This is a genomic window from Mycobacterium sp. NGS62 (genome assembly GCF_059812285.1).
The window spans coordinates 59,898-75,589 of the sequence record NZ_JCALCK010000015.1 but is presented as its reverse complement, the minus strand read 5'-3'; the positions used below and the strand labels follow the sequence as shown (position 1 = coordinate 75,589).

Sequence of the window (15,692 nt, the reverse complement as noted above, 5' to 3'; positions counted from 1 at the left end):
GAAACCCCCGCCCTGGCCTGTTGGGGTCAATTGGAGGCGGCAACGCCGGCGCTCCAGCGAACTCCGTCGCCGACGCTCATCTCGCTGACAGCGAACCCATTTACGAGGCCGTACTCGACGGCCTCAGCGGGCAACTCTGGCTCCGTACTCAACGCGATCACCGCAGGTCCGGCACCGGAAAGCACAGCTGCAATGCCACAACGTCGCAACAGCCGAAGATATTCCGCAGAGGTCGACATCGCGGGGGCGCGCTGCGGCTGGTGCAGCACATCCTCAGTGGCCATCATCAGCAGATCGGGCCGCTCGGTGAGCGCGACCACCAACAGTGCTGCGCGGCTGATATTGAAACGGGCGTCATCGTGGCTGACCTGGGTGGGAAGCAGCATCCGCGTCTCGGCGGTGGAGGAGCGATCTTCGGGAATCGCGGGAAACAAGTGGATGTCGGGATGAAGTCGCAGCCGTACCGCCGCGTATCCCGGCGGGTTGCAGCTGCGGTCGATCCACGACACCACTGCGCCACCCAGTACGGAGGCCGCGGCGTTATCGGGGTGGCCTTCGAATTCCGACGCCAGCTGAATGAGTTGGGTCTGACTCAAGGGCGTCGAATCCGCTTGCGCCAGAAGGCCGTTAACCGACGCCAGGCCGCCGACCACGGCCGCCGCTGATGAACCGAGACCACGAGAGTGCGGAATGACGTTGCGGCATCGCACCACCAAGCCGGGCGCACTGACGCCCGCCGCCCGCAGTCCGCACCGGATGGCTCGAACCACCAGGTGACGCGCGTCCCGTGGAAGCTGATCGGCATCCTGGCCCTCAACCTCAACCTGCACGCCGGAATCTGTTGTCTCTACGATGATTTCGTCATAGACACTCAGCGCCAAGCCGATGCTGTCGAAGCCCGGGCCAAGATTGGCGCTGGACGCCGCAACGGTAGCGCTCGCCAGCAGCCCGGCCGGCAGCATTTGGGTCATGCCAGTCCCAACTTCGCGACGACCGCTACCGGATCCACCGGCACGGCCGAAACGCTCGGCATGTCCTTCAGCGCGGTGTCCGGATCCTTGAGGCCATTGCCGGTCACGGTACATACCACCGTCGATCCACGCGGCACCCAGCCGTCCTCGATGGATTTGAGCAGACCGGCGACGCTGGCAGCGGATGCGGGTTCGACGAAGACTCCTTCAGCGCGCGCCACCAAGTGGTAGGCAGCGAGAATCTCGTCGTCGGTGGCGGCCAGGAAGCGTCCGTTGGATTGTTGCTGCGCCTCGACGGCCGAGGACCACGACGCAGGCGAGCCGATCCGGATCGCAGTTGCGATGGTTTCGGGGTGGCGCACCGGTTTCCCCGACACCAGCGGCGCGGCGCCGGCCGCCTGGGTGCCCAACATTCGCGGCAGTCTATCGATGATCCCGTGCCGGTGGTATTCGTTGTAGCCCTTCCAATATGCGGTGATGTTGCCGGCGTTGCCGACTGGAAGCGCGTGGACGTCCGGCGCGCTGCCCAACGCATCGACGATCTCGAAGGCGGCCGTTTTCTGTCCTTCGATGCGTACCGGGTTGACGGAGTTGACCAACGAGATCGTCGGGAAGTCGGCCGCCATCTTGCGGGCAAGCTCCAGACAGTCGTCGAAGTTGCCGTCGATTTGAATGATCTTGGCGCCGTGCATAACCGCCTGAGCCAGCTTGCCCATCGCGATTTTGCCCTGCGGTATCAACACCGCACAGGTGATGCCCGCGCGCGCCGCGTATGCCGCCGCCGAGGCCGAGGTGTTGCCAGTCGACGCGCACAGCACGGCCTGCTGACCGCGGGCCACCGCATCGGTAACCGCCATCGTCATGCCGCGGTCTTTGAACGAACCGGTCGGGTTGAGGCCCTCGACCTTCAAATGCACTGTGCAGCCGGTCTGCTCGGAGAGTCTGGTTGCGTGGATCAACGGGGTGCCGCCCTCGAGCAACGTGACCGGCGTCCAGTCATCGCCGACCGGCAACCGGTCGCGGTAGGCGGCGATCACGCCCGGCCAGGGCTGGTGCGTGCCGGTTTTGGCGGTGCTCGTGGGACTCATGAGCTGGTTCCTTCCAGTCGCAGCACGCTGGCCACGGCCTGAACCGCATCCAAATCGGCCAGCGCGGCGACAGTTTCCGACAATGCGCTGTCGTTGGCCCAGTGGGTGACGACCACGACGCGTGCTCCGACCCGCTGGCCGTCGTCGTCGACGACCCCTTCCTGGCGGACCTCGGCGATACTGACTTCGCGTTTGGCGAACTCAGCTGCGACCGAAGACAGTACGCCCGGTTCGTCGGTGACGTTCATCCTGACGTAATAGCGAGTCAAGATGAGGCCCATCGGGGCGATCGGCAGCTGGGCATATCGGGACTCGCGCGGGCCGCGGCTGCGCATTACCCGGTTGCGGGCGGCCATCACCAAGTCGCCGGTCACCGCCGACGCCGTGGGCGTCCCGCCGGCGCCCTGACCGTAGAACATCAGTCTGCCGGCGGCTTCGGCCTCGACGACCACGGCGTTGAATGCGCCGTTGACGGTGGCCAGCGGATGCTCGAATGGCACCAGCGCTGGATACACCCGTGCTGAAACCCGTTGCTTTTCGCCGGCGCGGGTAATGCGTTCACAGATCGACAACAGCTTGATAGTGCAGCCCAGGGCCCGTGCAGCCGCGAAGTCGTCGGGGGTGATCTTGGTGATGCCTTCGCGGTAGACGTCATCGGCGGTAACCCGGGTGTGGAACGCGATCGACGCCAAGATGGCGGCTTTGGCGGCGGCGTCGTAGCCTTCGACGTCGGCGGTGGGGTCGGCCTCGGCATAACCCAGCCCGCTCGCGTCGGCCAGTGCACTCGCGTAGTCGGCACCGGTCGAATCCATCTCGGAGAGGATGTAGTTGGTGGTGCCGTTGACGATGCCGGCCACCCGTTGCACCGTGTCACCGGCCAGCGACTGGGTCAGCGGGCGGATGACGGGGATCGCACCGGCCACAGCCGCCTCGAAATAGAGATCCACGTTGGCGCTTTCGGCTGCCTGCGCGAGCTCCCCGGTGGAGGTCGAGAGCAGGGCCTTGTTGGCGGTGACCACGGACTTGCCGCGTTCGAGCGCCGACAGGATCGCCTTGCGGGCCGGTTCGACCGGTCCCATCAGTTCGATGACGATGTCGACATCTTCACGCGAGACCAGTTCTTCGACGTTGTCGGTGAGCAACTCGACAGGAACACCCCGGTCGGCGGCGACCCGTCGCACACCGATACCGCGCAGTACCAGCGGCGCGCCGATCCGGGCCGCGAGGTCGTCAGCACTGTCTTCGATGATCCGGACGACTTCGCTGCCGACATTGCCCAGTCCCAGTACCGCTACCCCGACTGGCGTTTCAACTCCGCTCACGACTCACCTCCAGACACAGTAGATCGTCGACCGTCTCTCGGCGCAGAATTAGCCGAGCCTGCCCGTCACGCACCGCGACGACCGCGGGACGGGCAATCAGGTTGTAGCGACTCGACAGCGAATAGCAGTACGCGCCGGTCGCTGCGACGGCCACCAGGTCACCCGGCTGTAGGTCGGCCGGCACCCAGGTATCGCGGACGACGATATCGCCACTCTCACAATGCTTTCCGACAACGCGGGCCAGCGTCGGCGGGGCGTCGCTGGCGCGAGAGACCAGCCGAACGTCGTACTCCGCCCCGTAGAGCGCAGTGCGGATGTTGTCGCTCATGCCGCCGTCGACGCTGACGTAACAGCGGTGCACAGTTGCGCTCACATCGACGTTCTTGACGGTGCCGACCTCGTAGAGGGTGATGGTCCCCGGCCCGGCGATGGCACGCCCGGGTTCGACGATCAGCCGCGGTGCGGGCAAGCCCACCGCCGCTGATTCGTTCTCCACAATCGTGCTGAGCTTGGCGGCCAGATCGTGTATCGGTGGCGGATCGTCGGGCGGGAGATACGAGATACCCAGTCCACCACCAAGATCGACGATGGACATCTGCGCGGTCTTCTCGACGCCGAACTCAGCCACCACGTCGCGCAGCAGCCCGATGACGCGGTGCGCGGCCAGCTCGAACCCGCCGACATCAAAGATCTGTGAGCCGATGTGACTGTGCAGGCCGACCAGCCTGAGGTGATCGGCGGCAAAGACCCGGCGCACCGCGGCCATCGCCGCGCCGTTGGCCAGCGAGAGCCCGAACTTCTGGTCCTCGTGTGCCGTGGAGATGAATTCGTGGGTGTGCGCCTCCACGCCGACGGTGACCCGGACCAGGACGTCCTGAACGACGCCGGCCTCACCCGCGATCACGTCGAGACGTTCGATCTCGGTCATCGAGTCCAGCACGACATGACCAATTCCGGCCTTGACCGCCGCGGTCAACTCGGCCACCGATTTGTTGTTGCCGTGCAGGGCGATCCGCTCAGCGGGGAACCCGGCGTGCAGCGCCACGGCAAGCTCGCCGCCAGTGGCTACGTCAAGTGAGAGACCTTCCTGGTCGACCCAGCGGACGATCTCGCTCGACAGGAACGCTTTCGCCGCGTAGTGCACGTTGGCCCCGCCGCCGAATGCTGCCGCGATCTCTCGGCAGCGCGAACGGAAGTCGTCTTCGTCGATGATGAACAGCGGCGTGCCGTACTCGCGCGCCAGCTCGGTCACTTTCGTCCCAGCGAGACTGACCACGCCGTCGTCGCCGCGAGCCACGTTGCGCGGCCATACATTCGGTGCCAGCTGCAGCATCTCCTGCGCGGTCTGCGGCCGCGGTGGAGCGCTGGCGTGATGACTCTCTTCGGCATGCCGCGGGCCGGCGGGATGCGCGTTCACATTCGCTCCGGAGCGCTGACACCCAGGATCGCCAAACCGTTGGCGATGACCTGGCGGGTGGCCTGGCAGAGCGCCAGGCGGGCGGCGTGCAATTGGTTGGGTTCCTCGTCGCCCTGCGGCAACACCCGGCACGAGTCGTAGAAGCGGTGGTAGTCCCCGGCGAGGTCTTCCAGGTAGCGGCACACCCGGTGCGGTTCCCGCAGCGACGCCGCGGTTTTCAGTACCCGGGGGAATTCACCCAGCCCGCGGATGAGCGTGCCCTCCTTGTCGTGGGTGAGCAACTCCAGGTGACTGGTGTCGGGAATCAGCCCGAGTTCGGCGGCGTTGCGGGCCAATGCGGAGAGCCGGGCATGTGCGTACTGCACGTAGTAGACCGGGTTTTCGTTGGATGCCGACGACCACAATGCCAGGTCGATGTCGATCGGGGTATCCACTGAGGACCGGATCAGGCTGTAGCGGGCGGCGTCGACGCCGATGGCCTCCACGAGGTCGTCGAGGGTGATCACGGTGCCGGCCCGCTTGCTCATCTTCACCGGCTGGCCGTCGCGGACCAGGTTGACCATCTGGCCGATGAGCACCTCGACGGTGGCCGGGTCGTCGCCGAACGCGGCCGCGGCGGCCTTCAGCCGGGAGATGTAGCCGTGGTGGTCGGCGCCGAGCATGTAGATGCACAAGTCGAAACCGCGTTCGCGCTTGTCCAAGTAGTAGGCTAGATCACCGGCGATGTAGGCGGGTCGACCGTCGCTTTTGATGACGACACGGTCCTTGTCGTCACCAAATGCGCTGGTGCGCAACCATGTTGCGCCGTCCTTCTCGTAGATGTTGCCGTTTTCCCGCAGCCGGGCGATGGCGTGCTCGACCCGGCCGCTGGTGTGCATCGACTCTTCGTGGGTGTAGACGTCGAAATCGGTGCCGAAGTCGTGCAGCGACTCCTTGATGTGGGTGAACATCAAGTCGACGCCGATTGCCCGGAATGTTTCGTGTTGCTGGGCTTCTGGTTGGCTGAGCGCCTCAGGAGCTTTTTCAAGCACCTGGGCGGCGATGTCGCTGATGTAGCTGCCCGCGTAGCCGTCCTCGGGCGTCGGCTCCCCCTTGGCGGCGGCGATCAGCGAGTTGGTGAACCGGTCGATCTGTGCGCCGTGGTCGTTGAAGTAGTACTCACGGGTGACGTGGGCGCCCTGGGTTGTCAGCAACCGGCCCAGGGCGTCGCCGACGGCGGCCCAGCGGGTGCCCCCGATGTGGATGGGTCCGGTGGGGTTGGCCGAGACGAACTCCAGGTTGACCTTGTGGGTGGCCTGGGTGTCGGAGTGGCCGTAGGTGTGGCCGGCGTCGATGACGTTGTTGACGATCACCCCCTGCGCCGAGGCGTCCAGGCGCAGGTTGATGAAGCCCGGTCCGGCCACCTCAGCTGAGGCGATGCCGTCTTGTTGCTTGAGCGCCTCGGCAAGCCAGCCGGCGAGCTCGCGAGGGTTGGCGCCGACCTTCTTGGCGAGTTGCAGCGCGAGGTTGCTGGCGTAGTCGCCGTGCTCGGGGTTGCGGGGCCGCTCAACCGTCACTGCGTCCGGCAATGCGGCAGCATCGAGCCCGTGCTCGGCCAGCACCGCGGTAGCGGTGGCCTTGAGCAACTGGGCCAGGTCGGCGGGGGTCACGAGGGTCCATCCTATTGGCTGGGGTGCCTGGGCCCCGAATCGCTCCGGTCGTCGGTCAGCCGCTTTGATGAGTTAGTCTGTCGGAGCCCCACGGCGCAGCATGTCACGCGTGCGCCCCCGTAGCTCAGGGGATAGAGCGTCTGCCTCCGGAGCAGAAGGCCGCAGGTTCGAATCCTGCCGGGGGCACTTCCGTCGTCGCAGGTCAGAGGTGGTTTTTACGTGTTACCGGCCACGCTGCACCCCAGCCGCACCCTAGCTTCCGAGTGTTTGCCGTCACATTCTGGCATCAGATGGTGCTGTTTCCGGTTTGCCGGTTGGCCGGTGACCGGCGATCTACCCACCGCCTGTCGCGGACGAATGCGAAGGTTATTACGCCAACCAGCACGGCACCGAGCGTGACTGCATACCGCCAGTCGCCGAGAAGTGCCAGGGACACCAGCAACGCACCGATCCACAGCACGGTGGCGGCGTACGTGGCGTACAGGTAACCCATAGTTCGTTTGGTCCGCCAATACCCCCATAGCGCCGCACTTGCCGCCATGCCGACCAGAACCAAAAAGCACAGCCAGCCTTCTGTGTCACTCATGCGTTCATCATCGCGCCATCGGATCAGTTGCACGACAGATTCAACGATTCCTGGCGCTGTGCGCAAACGCTGAGTAGCGGGTCAATTGCGCGGCGATGACCGCAGCGCCCAGGCTTTCGGCCATGCGGTACGTGGAAACCATCGATGCGCAGCTTAGGCTGCTGGCCGATCTGCGCCAGGCATGCCGCCGAACAAACCGGAGCGCTGCCATCGTTCGCTCGGGTGAACCGGCTGTTACACGAAACTCAACGCCTATCGCATCGCTGCGGCCGATGGTGGCGCAGAGACGACCGCCTCACACTGGCAGCGCCAGGCGGTGCGTCCACTACATCGGCTGGGGCAACTAGATGGCAAGTTTTTGCGGATGTGACCACCGCCCAAGCATGAAAAAGCCCACCGAATCTCGGTCGACCACGGTGGGCTGAATGTGTGCGGGGTCGCAATAAGAACTAGCGACGAGAAATCTGCTTAATCGTCCCGCACACGATCAGAAAGCCGCTGACCCCTGCGATCAACGCGCCAGCAAGGCCGGTGTAGTGAATGAGCATCCAACTGCCGCCGGCGGTGAGCAAAACGACGCCAACCACTTCCAGGTAGGCCAACGCCTTGGTCCTTGCATCGCTCGGATATGCCTTGCCAAATTGAACGGCGATGTTGAGGACGTACGCGCCCGCCGACCACAACAACCGCGTGACGGCCCCTGCACTGCTGTTGGCGATCGCCATGTACAGAGGCACACCGATGAACACCAAACTCATCAAGGCCACCCAAATCATCTGACCCCGCCCCGCCCTGGGTCTCGGCCCCTCCGGCTGCGGCGGCCTATCCACTTCGTCTATCATTGGAGACAGCTCCTCTACTCGTTAACCAACCTGATAGGGAGTCAAGGCGGCCGGTGTTGCACCACCGGCCGCTTTCGCGACTTAGCCGCCTTGCGTACCTGCCATCCACTGTAGTGGTCGGGCTCCGTCGCTTCCTACCTTGCAAATCGGTCGTTGATGCGGCCCCGGGTGGATACCGAAGCCTTGGCGTAGCTGACTTGAACGCGGAGAGGCGAATCACGAGGGTCGCCAGAACTGCGGCTACTGGTTGCGATTCGCCCGACGTGCCGCGAACAAACCGGAGCGCCGCCAGTCGTTCGCTCCGGTGAACCGGCTATTAGACGAGCGCAACGCTCACCGCACCGCAGCGGGACCGCGCAGCACCGGGCAATAACCCAGTGATCAAGCTGGCAGAGGCATACGCTCCCACTAGTCGGGCGATGCTATCCGACGAGGAGGTCGGAGGCACATGTTTCTCCGTGTTGCAACACTCACCGCAGCAGTGAGCGCGACGGCCGCGATTGGTTTGGCGGCACCGGCTGCGCTCGCCGACCCAGCCACCGATCAGTTCCTTAACGACACTGACGCGGCGGGCCTCACTGGGTCGCAGGGTGACGCGGCAGTGATCACGGCTGGCGAACTGGTATGCGTGCGACTTGGAGAGGGTGTGACGTTCAATGAGATTGGATGGATGCTGGTGAGCGAAGCGGATATTTCGCCGTCGCAAGCTGGGGAATTTATAGCCATCGCCGCGCATGATCTGTGCCCGCAGTACGAACCTGACGTTACGCGACAGGCAGAGCAGGATTTGCAACAATGACCTTCGGCCACGCACAACGCCTTACCGCGCCGCTGCGGAGCCGCGCACGATCCGGCCGCACCCGGCCAGCGCTGGCCCGTAGACGACAGCACCGCACACCCGCGCATAACCGTCTGACCTGTGGTTATCTCCAACCGAGGCGTAGCATTGGCACCATGTCCGACCACAACGCCACCGACTGGGCTATCGCGAACACCGCCGGGTCGGGGAAGCGCCCGATCCTCATGCTGAGCACGCAAGGCAAGTCCAAAGACCAATTGAAAGCCCAAGTGCGGGAAGCACTTCGAAAGTACCAAGAAGCTCAGAGAAAGCCGCAGCAGGAAAAACCGAGCGGCTGAATTGCGCGCTTGACGAAACGTAACGCCCACCGCACCGGAACAGGACCGTGCAGCACCACTCACTCAGCGGCCAACGCTGGACCGTAGACCACGGCACCGCACTCGCATGTCCAGGTGGTGTGCCCGCCGCAGGAGCACGGCGCGTAACCGACCAGCACCGCACCTGGTGTGAGCGGGTGGCCGCGCAGGCAATGGGTCGGTGGTCGGACCGCCATCGGCCATCGGTGCAGCGGACCAGCTCGCCGACTGCAGGAGGCATGGCTCAACAGTAGGGCCACCCACGACACGCCGACTGATATGAGCGTCGGCTGTCATAGTTGCTCTCTAGCGTCGGATGCATGGCAGAAAAGCCCGTAGTCATCACCCCACGGTTCGAACGCGTTCTGAGGGGGGTGGATAAAGAGCTTTCAACCGCCTTGGAGCGAGCGCGAGACGAAGCCGATCATGCTGGTATCAAGGGCGGCAAGGTCGAGGTTGCCACGCGCAAGGTTCTCCGCGACCGCCTTCCGCCGAACCTCGCCATCGGGGAAGGCATCGTCTACGACTCCTTTGGCGACGAAACCGGGCAGACCGACATCATCATCGCCAACGGCGAGCAACCATTCACGTTCCCTTCGGGAACAGGTGAATATGCCATCGAGGGCGTGTCGGCGGTCGGCGAGGTCAAATCGAACCTGACGCCACGCGAACTTCAGGACTGCATGGACAAGGCAACGAGATACAAGCGGCTGCGTCAGATGATCGGCAAACATGATCGCATTATGAACTTTTCCGAATACACCGTCGAAACCGCCGCTTTGCCACCATTTTTCGTAATCGCACACGAATCCCGAATGGGCATGAATACCTTGTTGAATAAGTTGCTAGATGTGCCGCTGGTACCGGTGCCTGACGGCAAGGGCTTTCTTAACGATTCACCGCAGCACCCGCTCGACGCTGTTTGCATCTTGGGCAAATGGGTCGCGTTGAACCAGAGATCTGGCCGAGGACCGGCATTTCAGTTGAGCGGCGACACCTCGATCAAGGGATGGCTCGGCATGGAAGCTGATGCACCGCTGGCCCTAATGTTGGGCTGGTTGCACATGGCGATGCCGCGCATCGTGCGGGCGCATTCGGTCGTGGGTCAGTACTACTTTCCGCCACGCCGCCAGATGATGTACATGGTGAACCAGCGTCAAGCTGCCGAAGGGCTAGAACCCTATACGGAGGCAGACCTGCCGCCCGTGAAAGTCGATGTGTCCATGGTGCGCAGGCGGACGCGGAGTCAGAGGGCGACCAAAAAGGGCACAGCCACAAAGCGCACGGCCAGGGCGGAGGGCTAACCCGGTATGGGCGCACGATGCGGGGGCTGCGGAATTTCAGCACTAGCTGGCCCGTAGAGCACCGAACCGCCCGCGCCGGGCTAGGACTTTCGGGCCGTCCACGGTTGTCTACATCTGGTAGGACCGGCTCGCTAGAAACCAATTTGCAACGGCAATGGCGGCGGTAGTATCCGCCCATGCCGTTGGCGAGCGGCACGACGTTTGCCGGATACACCGTAGTGCGGCTCCTGGGTTCTGGGGGGATGGGCGAGGTCTACCTTGCCCAGCACCCCCGGCTGCCGCGTCGAGACGCTTTGAAGATCCTTCCCCGCGAGATAACTGCGCACGGCGAATTCCAAGAAAGGTTCCGCCGTGAAGCCGACCTCGCCGCCGCACTGTGGCACCCAAATATCGTCGGCGTGCACGATCGCGGCGAATTCGATGGCCAACTTTGGATCGCGATGGACTATGTCGAGGGCACCGATGCCGCGCAGTTGATGAAAGACCGGTACCCGGCCCGGATGCCAGCACACGAAGTATGCGCCATCGTCACCGCTGTCGCTGATGCACTCGACTATGCGCACAATCGGGGCCTGTTGCACCGCGATGTCAAGCCCGCCAACATCTTACTCACCGAGCCTGAGGACGATAGGCGGCGGATCATGTTGGCTGATTTCGGTATTGCGCGGCCAGTGGCTGACGTCAGCGGACTGACCGCGACCAATTTCACCGTCGGGACGGTCGCCTACGCTGCGCCAGAACAGTTGATGGGTCAAGACCTCGACGGACGCGCTGACCAGTATGCGTTGGCGGTCACGGCGTTTCATCTGCTATCCGGTTCGCCGCCGTATCAGCACTCCAACCCCGTGGCCGTCATCAGCCAACACCTCAACGCACCACCGCCGAAACTCCGCAGCCGGCGCCCAGATTTCGCGGAGCTTGATGTGGTGTTGTCGAGGGCGTTGGCCAAAGACCCCGCTGACCGGTTCGACCGGTGCCGCGACTTCGCCGCCAAGCTCAGTGAGCGGGCCGCTGTCTGCGTGGAAAGTGACTGCCCCACCGAGGTGGATATCACCATCGCTACCTCAACCACCGGGTCTGATACGCACGTCGCGGTGCGGCGACCGCGCGGTGAAGCTGCGCGGTCAGCCGAGCAGAGCGCGATATCCGAATCGACGGCCACTAGGTCGCCCCCGCCGACGGGTAGCCCACCAACGGGCACCGGACCGGCCGCGCCACCGCAGCAAAAGCGCCCCAGGCGAAACCGGCTTCTCCTCGGCACGGCGATAGCGGTGGTTGTGCTCACCGCCGTAGGCGTCTTCGGCTACATACATCAGCCGAAGCACAACACAACCTCCTCCCGGCCCGCTGCCATGCTCGACGGCACGTACCGCCTCGTCTACGACTTCACAAAGCGAACTTTCAACGGCGCGCCGGTTCCCCAGTCGGCGCCCGGCACCGATAGCACCGATAACACCAGTTGGTGGGCTTTCCGTTCGCTCTGCACATCCAGCGGATGCTTTGCCGTTGGGACCGAACTGGACTCGACCAATCACCAAGCCGCGGCCACACCAGTTGTCACGACCGAGTTCCATTTCGCCGACGGTCACTGGCAGGGAACGCCTCACCATATCCAATCGCATCTTAATCGGTGTCTAGGAGCCGACGGGATAATCGGCGTAGGCGCAGAAACCGACTCAAAGGTGCAGTCCCTGGAGCCACAGCCCAACGGCACGCTCCGAGGTGTTGAAAGCATCACCCGTTTAACCAGTGAATGCAGCGGTCAAGGAGAGGTGTATCAGATCCCGTTCGTGGCGACGCGGACAGGGGATGTGCCCCCCGGTGTCACGGTGGCCGATCCAGCGGTCGTTACCGCCCCGGCGACCAGCACCCTAGCCCCCTCCGTTGAGGGTCCTGTACTTGACGGCAGCTACCGCGTGGACATCGATTTACCAAGGGCGATGGCTAACGGCGCCGCAGTAGCAGGCCCCGCTACTGTGGACATCGAGTGGTGGGCATTTCGTTCGCTGTGCACATCCTCTGGATGCGTTGCCACCGGTGCCGAACTGGCCCACGGAAACCAAGAAAAGGCTAGCGGTGCCGATACGAAGGTGCTCCGCTTCGCCGATGGTCACTGGCAGGACACGCCGTATCTTTGGTGGCCGAGAGAGTGTCCTGGAAAGACGGGGGCAGGCACCTACAACGCGACGTTTAGTTGGTCATTGGGACCGCAGCCTGACAGCACGCTACGAGGCGTTCAGACCGAAACCGTTCTAACGAACGAATGCGACACCCAGGGAACGGTGTACCGTGTGCCGATTGTGGCGACGCGGGTGGGCGATGTGCCCTCAGGTGTCGTTCTGGCCGATCCAGCTTTGTTCGTGATCCCGCCTGCGTCAGCCACTGAAGGCCCTCATTGAATCGGCCCATCCCCGGGACAAGCGAGCAGTGGTTAGCCAACCGGCAGAGGCGGGTTCGGAGAGGAGAGAGAAGAAGTGAAGATCACGAGAACTGTTGCGGCAATTGCTACCATGATTGCCGTGGCACCGCTGCCGACAGCGACGTCATACGCGGACAGCCCTGACGACAACTACCTGGCACTTCTGTCATCGCACGGGGTCAAAGGGCCGCCGGATCAATTGATTGCCGATGGCCGCCAAACCTGTGATGCCTATAGCCAGGGCGGTGTTGGAATAGGTATGAGTCCGCGCGGGGCGGCGCTGCTCAAGCTCAACAACGACCTTGTGGCGCAGGGGTTTTCGCCACATGACATATCGCAGTTGATGCTCGACGCAACCAGAGCGTACTGCCCGCAATACTCACCCCCACAATAGGGAGACCTTCTGAAGCGGACCGCTCGGCATTGAACAGGCGGGATGTTTCGCCGTCATCGCCGTTAAGCCTTTCTGTAGTATTCGATGATGCGTTGCGCCGTCACGCCTGACAGGCCGAACAGCCGCTCAGAATAGACCTAGTTAAGCCGACTGAGGGCGGGCCGATTGTGGGCGGGCACGTTTCGGACTTCCCAGCGATTGAGATCTACAACGACAATGGTTCGCACACAACAGAGCTGGGCAAGGTGATGCCGCAGAACATCGGCCCGCAAGGGCCTTTGGTGGGACTGCCGTTTAAACAGGAGATGGGCACGCCATTGATGACAGAGTTTCCCGATACCGTTATTCTGCCGCCGGCTGGACTGCCTCCTGTGACACCACCGCCAGGAGTCCATGTGCCGGGAATCGAGTCGTCGGTACCGGGTGGGCATCTACCGCCGGTTGCGCGCCCCGCACCGCCTATCGTTATCCCTTATCCCTCAGTCGAACTTGGCTCGGTCACTTCCTCTATCCATGTTCCGGTGGGCAAGTGAGCGGCATTCGTTGGCGACTAGGCACATATATGGGCGCGGCTGTCGGTGGCGTCTTTTGGGCTGTCGTGGCGACGGTTACGCTAGTAGCCCCACGAACAGACGCCCAATTAGTCGCGGTGATGCCAACGCGCCTCCTGCTGGCCGGGCTGGTGTCGTTGGTCCTGGCGGGCGTCGGTGCAAGTCTGTTCCGGCTTGGCCGGGCGAGGGCTTCGACAATCGGCTTAGCGTTGATCGTCGCGCCATGTACCGGGTGGATAATTGTGGGATCTCTTGCTGCACAAGCACTTTTAGCATAACTGGGAGTCGCGTATGTCTTGGGAAGCGGAAAGCGAGCTAGACACGGCAAGCCCGGTCGGTCCAGGTTCGCCGTTGATGTTGTTGGGCTTGGCAATCGGGCTGCTTGCGATGTCTCCCGCTGCGGTGCTGTACTACTGGCTTTTCGCCCCGATCGCCCCGCTTGTGGTCGGAGGGGTTCTGGTGCTGACGGCGGCGAAATACAACCGCCTATTTCCAGTCGCGGAAGGATGCTTCGCCGCTACATTGTTCGGCGTCGTGTTCGTAGCGGTCGGGTCCGTCGCCCGCGGCAACATAATGCACTAGCTCAAGATGGCTACAAGACAAAGGCCTTCGCTTACCGTCCGGTTCGAATCGGCCCGGTCGCGGTAGGCGCAGCACTATAGAGCGGTTCCCATCGCCGCTGCCATAACCGCAGATGATTCGGCGGATTTGGTGGCGCGAATGATCGCGGCATGCATTCCGTCGGCGACTTGGTGAGTGAAAGTCACTGAGGCATCGGTGAATCCGGCCGCAGCTAGGCCGTCGAGGTATTCCTGTTTGGACAGGGCGCCTGCGATGCAGCCGCAGTAGGAGCCGCGCTCGGCGCGGTCGGGTGGAGTCAGGTGGTCCTCCGCGACGACGTCGGAAATCCCGATCCGGCCGCCGGGGGCCAGGACCCGGAACATTTCGGCGAGCACGGCCGCCTTGTCGACCGACAAGTTGATAACGCAGTTGGAGATCACCACGTCGACGGCAGCGTCAGGTAACGGAATGTCCTCGATGGTGCCTTTGCGGAATTCGACGTTGGTGGCGCCGGCTTTCGCTTTGTTCGCTTCGGCAAGGGCCAGCATCTCGTCGGTCATATCGACGCCGTAGGCAAACCCGTCCGGCCCGACACGCTGCGCCGAGAGTAAAACGTCGATCCCGCCCCCAGAGCCCAAGTCAAGGACACGTTCGCCCTGGTGAAGCTCCGCGACGGCGGCTGGGTTGCCGCAACCCAGGCTCGCCGCAACAGCATCAGCGGGTAATTCGGAATGTTCACCAGCGCTGTATAAGCCGGCGCCGAAAGTGATGGTGAGATCCGCCGAGCCGCCCGACGCACAACAGCTCTCGGCAGTCAGCACGTCGCTGTTGGTGGCGCCCGTACTCACCGCCGTCGCCGCCGCCGCATAGCGCTCCCGTACTTGCTCGCGGAGTTCCGCGTCTTCGGTCGCCATTTCCATGCTCCCTCACATCGATGCATGTCGATGTGACAAAGGTGCCGCATCCATCGATGGTTGTCAATGGGTGTGGCAGAATCGGGGCATGCCGCGCACTGCTGTGCCCACGACTGCGGAATCGTCGCTCGTCGCCGACATGGCGGCCTGCTGCAGCCCGCTCACCGGTGCGGTGCTGGACAACGCGGCCGCCGAACGGTTAGCTGCAGTCCTCAAAGCGCTTGCCGAGCCGACGCGACTGCGCCTGGTATCGCTGATCGCGGCGCATGAGGGCGCCGAGGCGTGTGTATGCGAGCTGACGGACCCCGTGGGTCTATCGCAACCGACCGTGTCGCACCATTTGAAGATCCTCGTCGAGGCCGGGCTGATCGAACGGGAGCAGCGCGGTAAGTGGGCGTACTACCGGCTTGTGCCAGACGTGTTGGACACGCTGGCCGACACGCTCGGCAGCGCCACCCGCCCACATCGGCGTATGCGAGCTGCCCGAGAACCTTGATCGAGGACATCGAATACGCGAAA

At 63.6% G+C, this 15,692-nt stretch carries 14 protein-coding genes and 1 tRNA gene; 7 read left to right on the top strand and 8 right to left on the bottom strand.

Annotated elements, in window-relative coordinates; all coding sequences use genetic code 11:
- Positions 1–26: 26 nt before the first annotated feature.
- The 5 genes from thrB to argS all read right to left on the bottom strand — a co-directional run bounded on the left by thrB (position 27) and on the right by argS (position 6,447).
- Positions 27–971: a homoserine kinase gene (gene thrB, locus AC5Y49_RS22685; protein WP_499891478.1), complete on the bottom strand. Its 945-nt coding sequence runs from the start codon at positions 969–971 to the stop codon at positions 27–29.
- Positions 968–2,059, bottom strand: coding sequence for a threonine synthase (gene thrC / locus AC5Y49_RS22680; RefSeq protein ID WP_499891476.1), 1,092 nt, complete (start codon positions 2,057–2,059; stop codon positions 968–970). The genes thrB and thrC overlap by 4 nt, the downstream gene beginning before the upstream one ends.
- Positions 2,056–3,381 (bottom strand): homoserine dehydrogenase, encoded by a 1,326-nt coding sequence (locus AC5Y49_RS22675; protein WP_499891474.1) that lies wholly within the window; start codon positions 3,379–3,381, stop codon positions 2,056–2,058. Before AC5Y49_RS22675 ends, thrC begins: the two co-directional genes overlap by 4 nt.
- Positions 3,368–4,714: a diaminopimelate decarboxylase gene (gene lysA, locus AC5Y49_RS22670; RefSeq protein ID WP_499891506.1), complete on the bottom strand. Its 1,347-nt coding sequence runs from the start codon at positions 4,712–4,714 to the stop codon at positions 3,368–3,370. Before lysA ends, AC5Y49_RS22675 begins: the two co-directional genes overlap by 14 nt.
- A gap of 80 nt (positions 4,715–4,794) precedes the next feature.
- Positions 4,795–6,447, bottom strand: coding sequence for an arginine--tRNA ligase (gene argS, locus AC5Y49_RS22665; protein WP_499891470.1), 1,653 nt, complete (start codon positions 6,445–6,447; stop codon positions 4,795–4,797).
- Positions 6,448–6,560: 113 nt separating this feature from the next.
- Between argS and AC5Y49_RS22660 the strand changes: the two genes are divergently transcribed.
- Positions 6,561–6,633, top strand: a tRNA-Arg gene (locus tag AC5Y49_RS22660).
- Positions 6,634–6,733: 100 nt separating this feature from the next.
- Here the strand turns inward: AC5Y49_RS22660 and AC5Y49_RS22655 are convergent.
- A complete protein-coding gene (locus AC5Y49_RS22655; RefSeq protein ID WP_499891468.1) occupies positions 6,734–7,033 on the bottom strand; it encodes a hypothetical protein in 300 nt (99 codons plus the stop codon).
- Positions 7,034–7,482: 449 nt separating this feature from the next.
- Positions 7,483–7,791 (bottom strand): hypothetical protein, encoded by a 309-nt coding sequence (locus tag AC5Y49_RS22650; protein ID WP_499891466.1) that lies wholly within the window; start codon positions 7,789–7,791, stop codon positions 7,483–7,485.
- A gap of 532 nt (positions 7,792–8,323) precedes the next feature.
- On the opposite strand from AC5Y49_RS22650, the gene AC5Y49_RS22645 reads away from it, so the two are divergent.
- From AC5Y49_RS22645 to AC5Y49_RS22625, 5 genes are all read left to right on the top strand, one after another.
- A complete protein-coding gene (locus AC5Y49_RS22645; RefSeq protein WP_499891465.1) occupies positions 8,324–8,674 on the top strand; it encodes a DUF732 domain-containing protein in 351 nt (116 codons plus the stop codon).
- Positions 8,675–8,829: 155 nt separating this feature from the next.
- Complete coding sequence (locus AC5Y49_RS22640) at positions 8,830–9,012, top strand: hypothetical protein (protein WP_499891463.1); 183 nt, start codon at positions 8,830–8,832, stop codon at positions 9,010–9,012.
- Between the two features lie 338 nt (positions 9,013–9,350).
- Entirely contained in the window at positions 9,351–10,334 is a 984-nt protein-coding gene (locus AC5Y49_RS22635) for a DUF6602 domain-containing protein (RefSeq protein ID WP_499891461.1), read from the top strand.
- A gap of 176 nt (positions 10,335–10,510) precedes the next feature.
- The gene (locus AC5Y49_RS22630) at positions 10,511–12,733 is read left to right on the top strand and encodes a serine/threonine-protein kinase (protein ID WP_499891458.1); all 2,223 of its coding nucleotides are present in this window, start codon (positions 10,511–10,513) and stop codon (positions 12,731–12,733) included.
- A 75-nt stretch (positions 12,734–12,808) separates the two neighbouring features.
- Complete coding sequence (locus AC5Y49_RS22625; protein WP_499891453.1) at positions 12,809–13,147, top strand: DUF732 domain-containing protein; 339 nt, start codon at positions 12,809–12,811, stop codon at positions 13,145–13,147.
- A 1,207-nt stretch (positions 13,148–14,354) separates the two neighbouring features.
- On the opposite strand, the gene arsM is transcribed toward AC5Y49_RS22625, so the two are convergent.
- Positions 14,355–15,173 carry an arsenite methyltransferase gene (gene arsM, locus AC5Y49_RS22620; RefSeq protein WP_499891451.1) on the bottom strand — a complete coding sequence of 273 codons (819 nt, stop codon included), beginning with the start codon at positions 15,171–15,173 and terminating at the stop codon, positions 14,355–14,357.
- A gap of 88 nt (positions 15,174–15,261) precedes the next feature.
- On the opposite strand from arsM, the gene AC5Y49_RS22615 reads away from it, so the two are divergent.
- Positions 15,262–15,669, top strand: coding sequence for an ArsR/SmtB family transcription factor (locus AC5Y49_RS22615; protein WP_499891448.1), 408 nt, complete (start codon positions 15,262–15,264; stop codon positions 15,667–15,669).
- The last annotated feature ends 23 nt before the right edge of the window (positions 15,670–15,692 follow it).

Excerpts from the sequence above, each read along its gene's own strand:
- thrB (WP_499891478.1), bottom strand. The coding sequence starts at position 971 with ATGACCCAAATGCTGCCGGCCGGGCTGCTGGCGAGCGCTACCGTTGCG.
- thrC (WP_499891476.1), bottom strand. The coding sequence starts at position 2,059 with ATGAGTCCCACGAGCACCGCCAAAACCGGCACGCACCAGCCCTGGCCG.
- lysA (WP_499891506.1), bottom strand. The coding sequence starts at position 4,714 with ATGCTGCAGCTGGCACCGAATGTATGGCCGCGCAACGTGGCTCGCGGC.
- AC5Y49_RS22655 (WP_499891468.1), bottom strand. The coding sequence starts at position 7,033 with ATGAGTGACACAGAAGGCTGGCTGTGCTTTTTGGTTCTGGTCGGCATG.
- AC5Y49_RS22650 (WP_499891466.1), bottom strand. The coding sequence starts at position 7,791 with ATGAGTTTGGTGTTCATCGGTGTGCCTCTGTACATGGCGATCGCCAAC.
- AC5Y49_RS22645 (WP_499891465.1), top strand. The coding sequence starts at position 8,324 with ATGTTTCTCCGTGTTGCAACACTCACCGCAGCAGTGAGCGCGACGGCC.
- AC5Y49_RS22640 (WP_499891463.1), top strand. The coding sequence starts at position 8,830 with ATGTCCGACCACAACGCCACCGACTGGGCTATCGCGAACACCGCCGGG.
- AC5Y49_RS22635 (WP_499891461.1), top strand. The coding sequence starts at position 9,351 with ATGGCAGAAAAGCCCGTAGTCATCACCCCACGGTTCGAACGCGTTCTG.
- AC5Y49_RS22630 (WP_499891458.1), top strand. The coding sequence starts at position 10,511 with ATGCCGTTGGCGAGCGGCACGACGTTTGCCGGATACACCGTAGTGCGG.
- arsM (WP_499891451.1), bottom strand. The coding sequence starts at position 15,173 with ATGGCGACCGAAGACGCGGAACTCCGCGAGCAAGTACGGGAGCGCTAT.
- AC5Y49_RS22615 (WP_499891448.1), top strand. The coding sequence starts at position 15,262 with ATGCCGCGCACTGCTGTGCCCACGACTGCGGAATCGTCGCTCGTCGCC.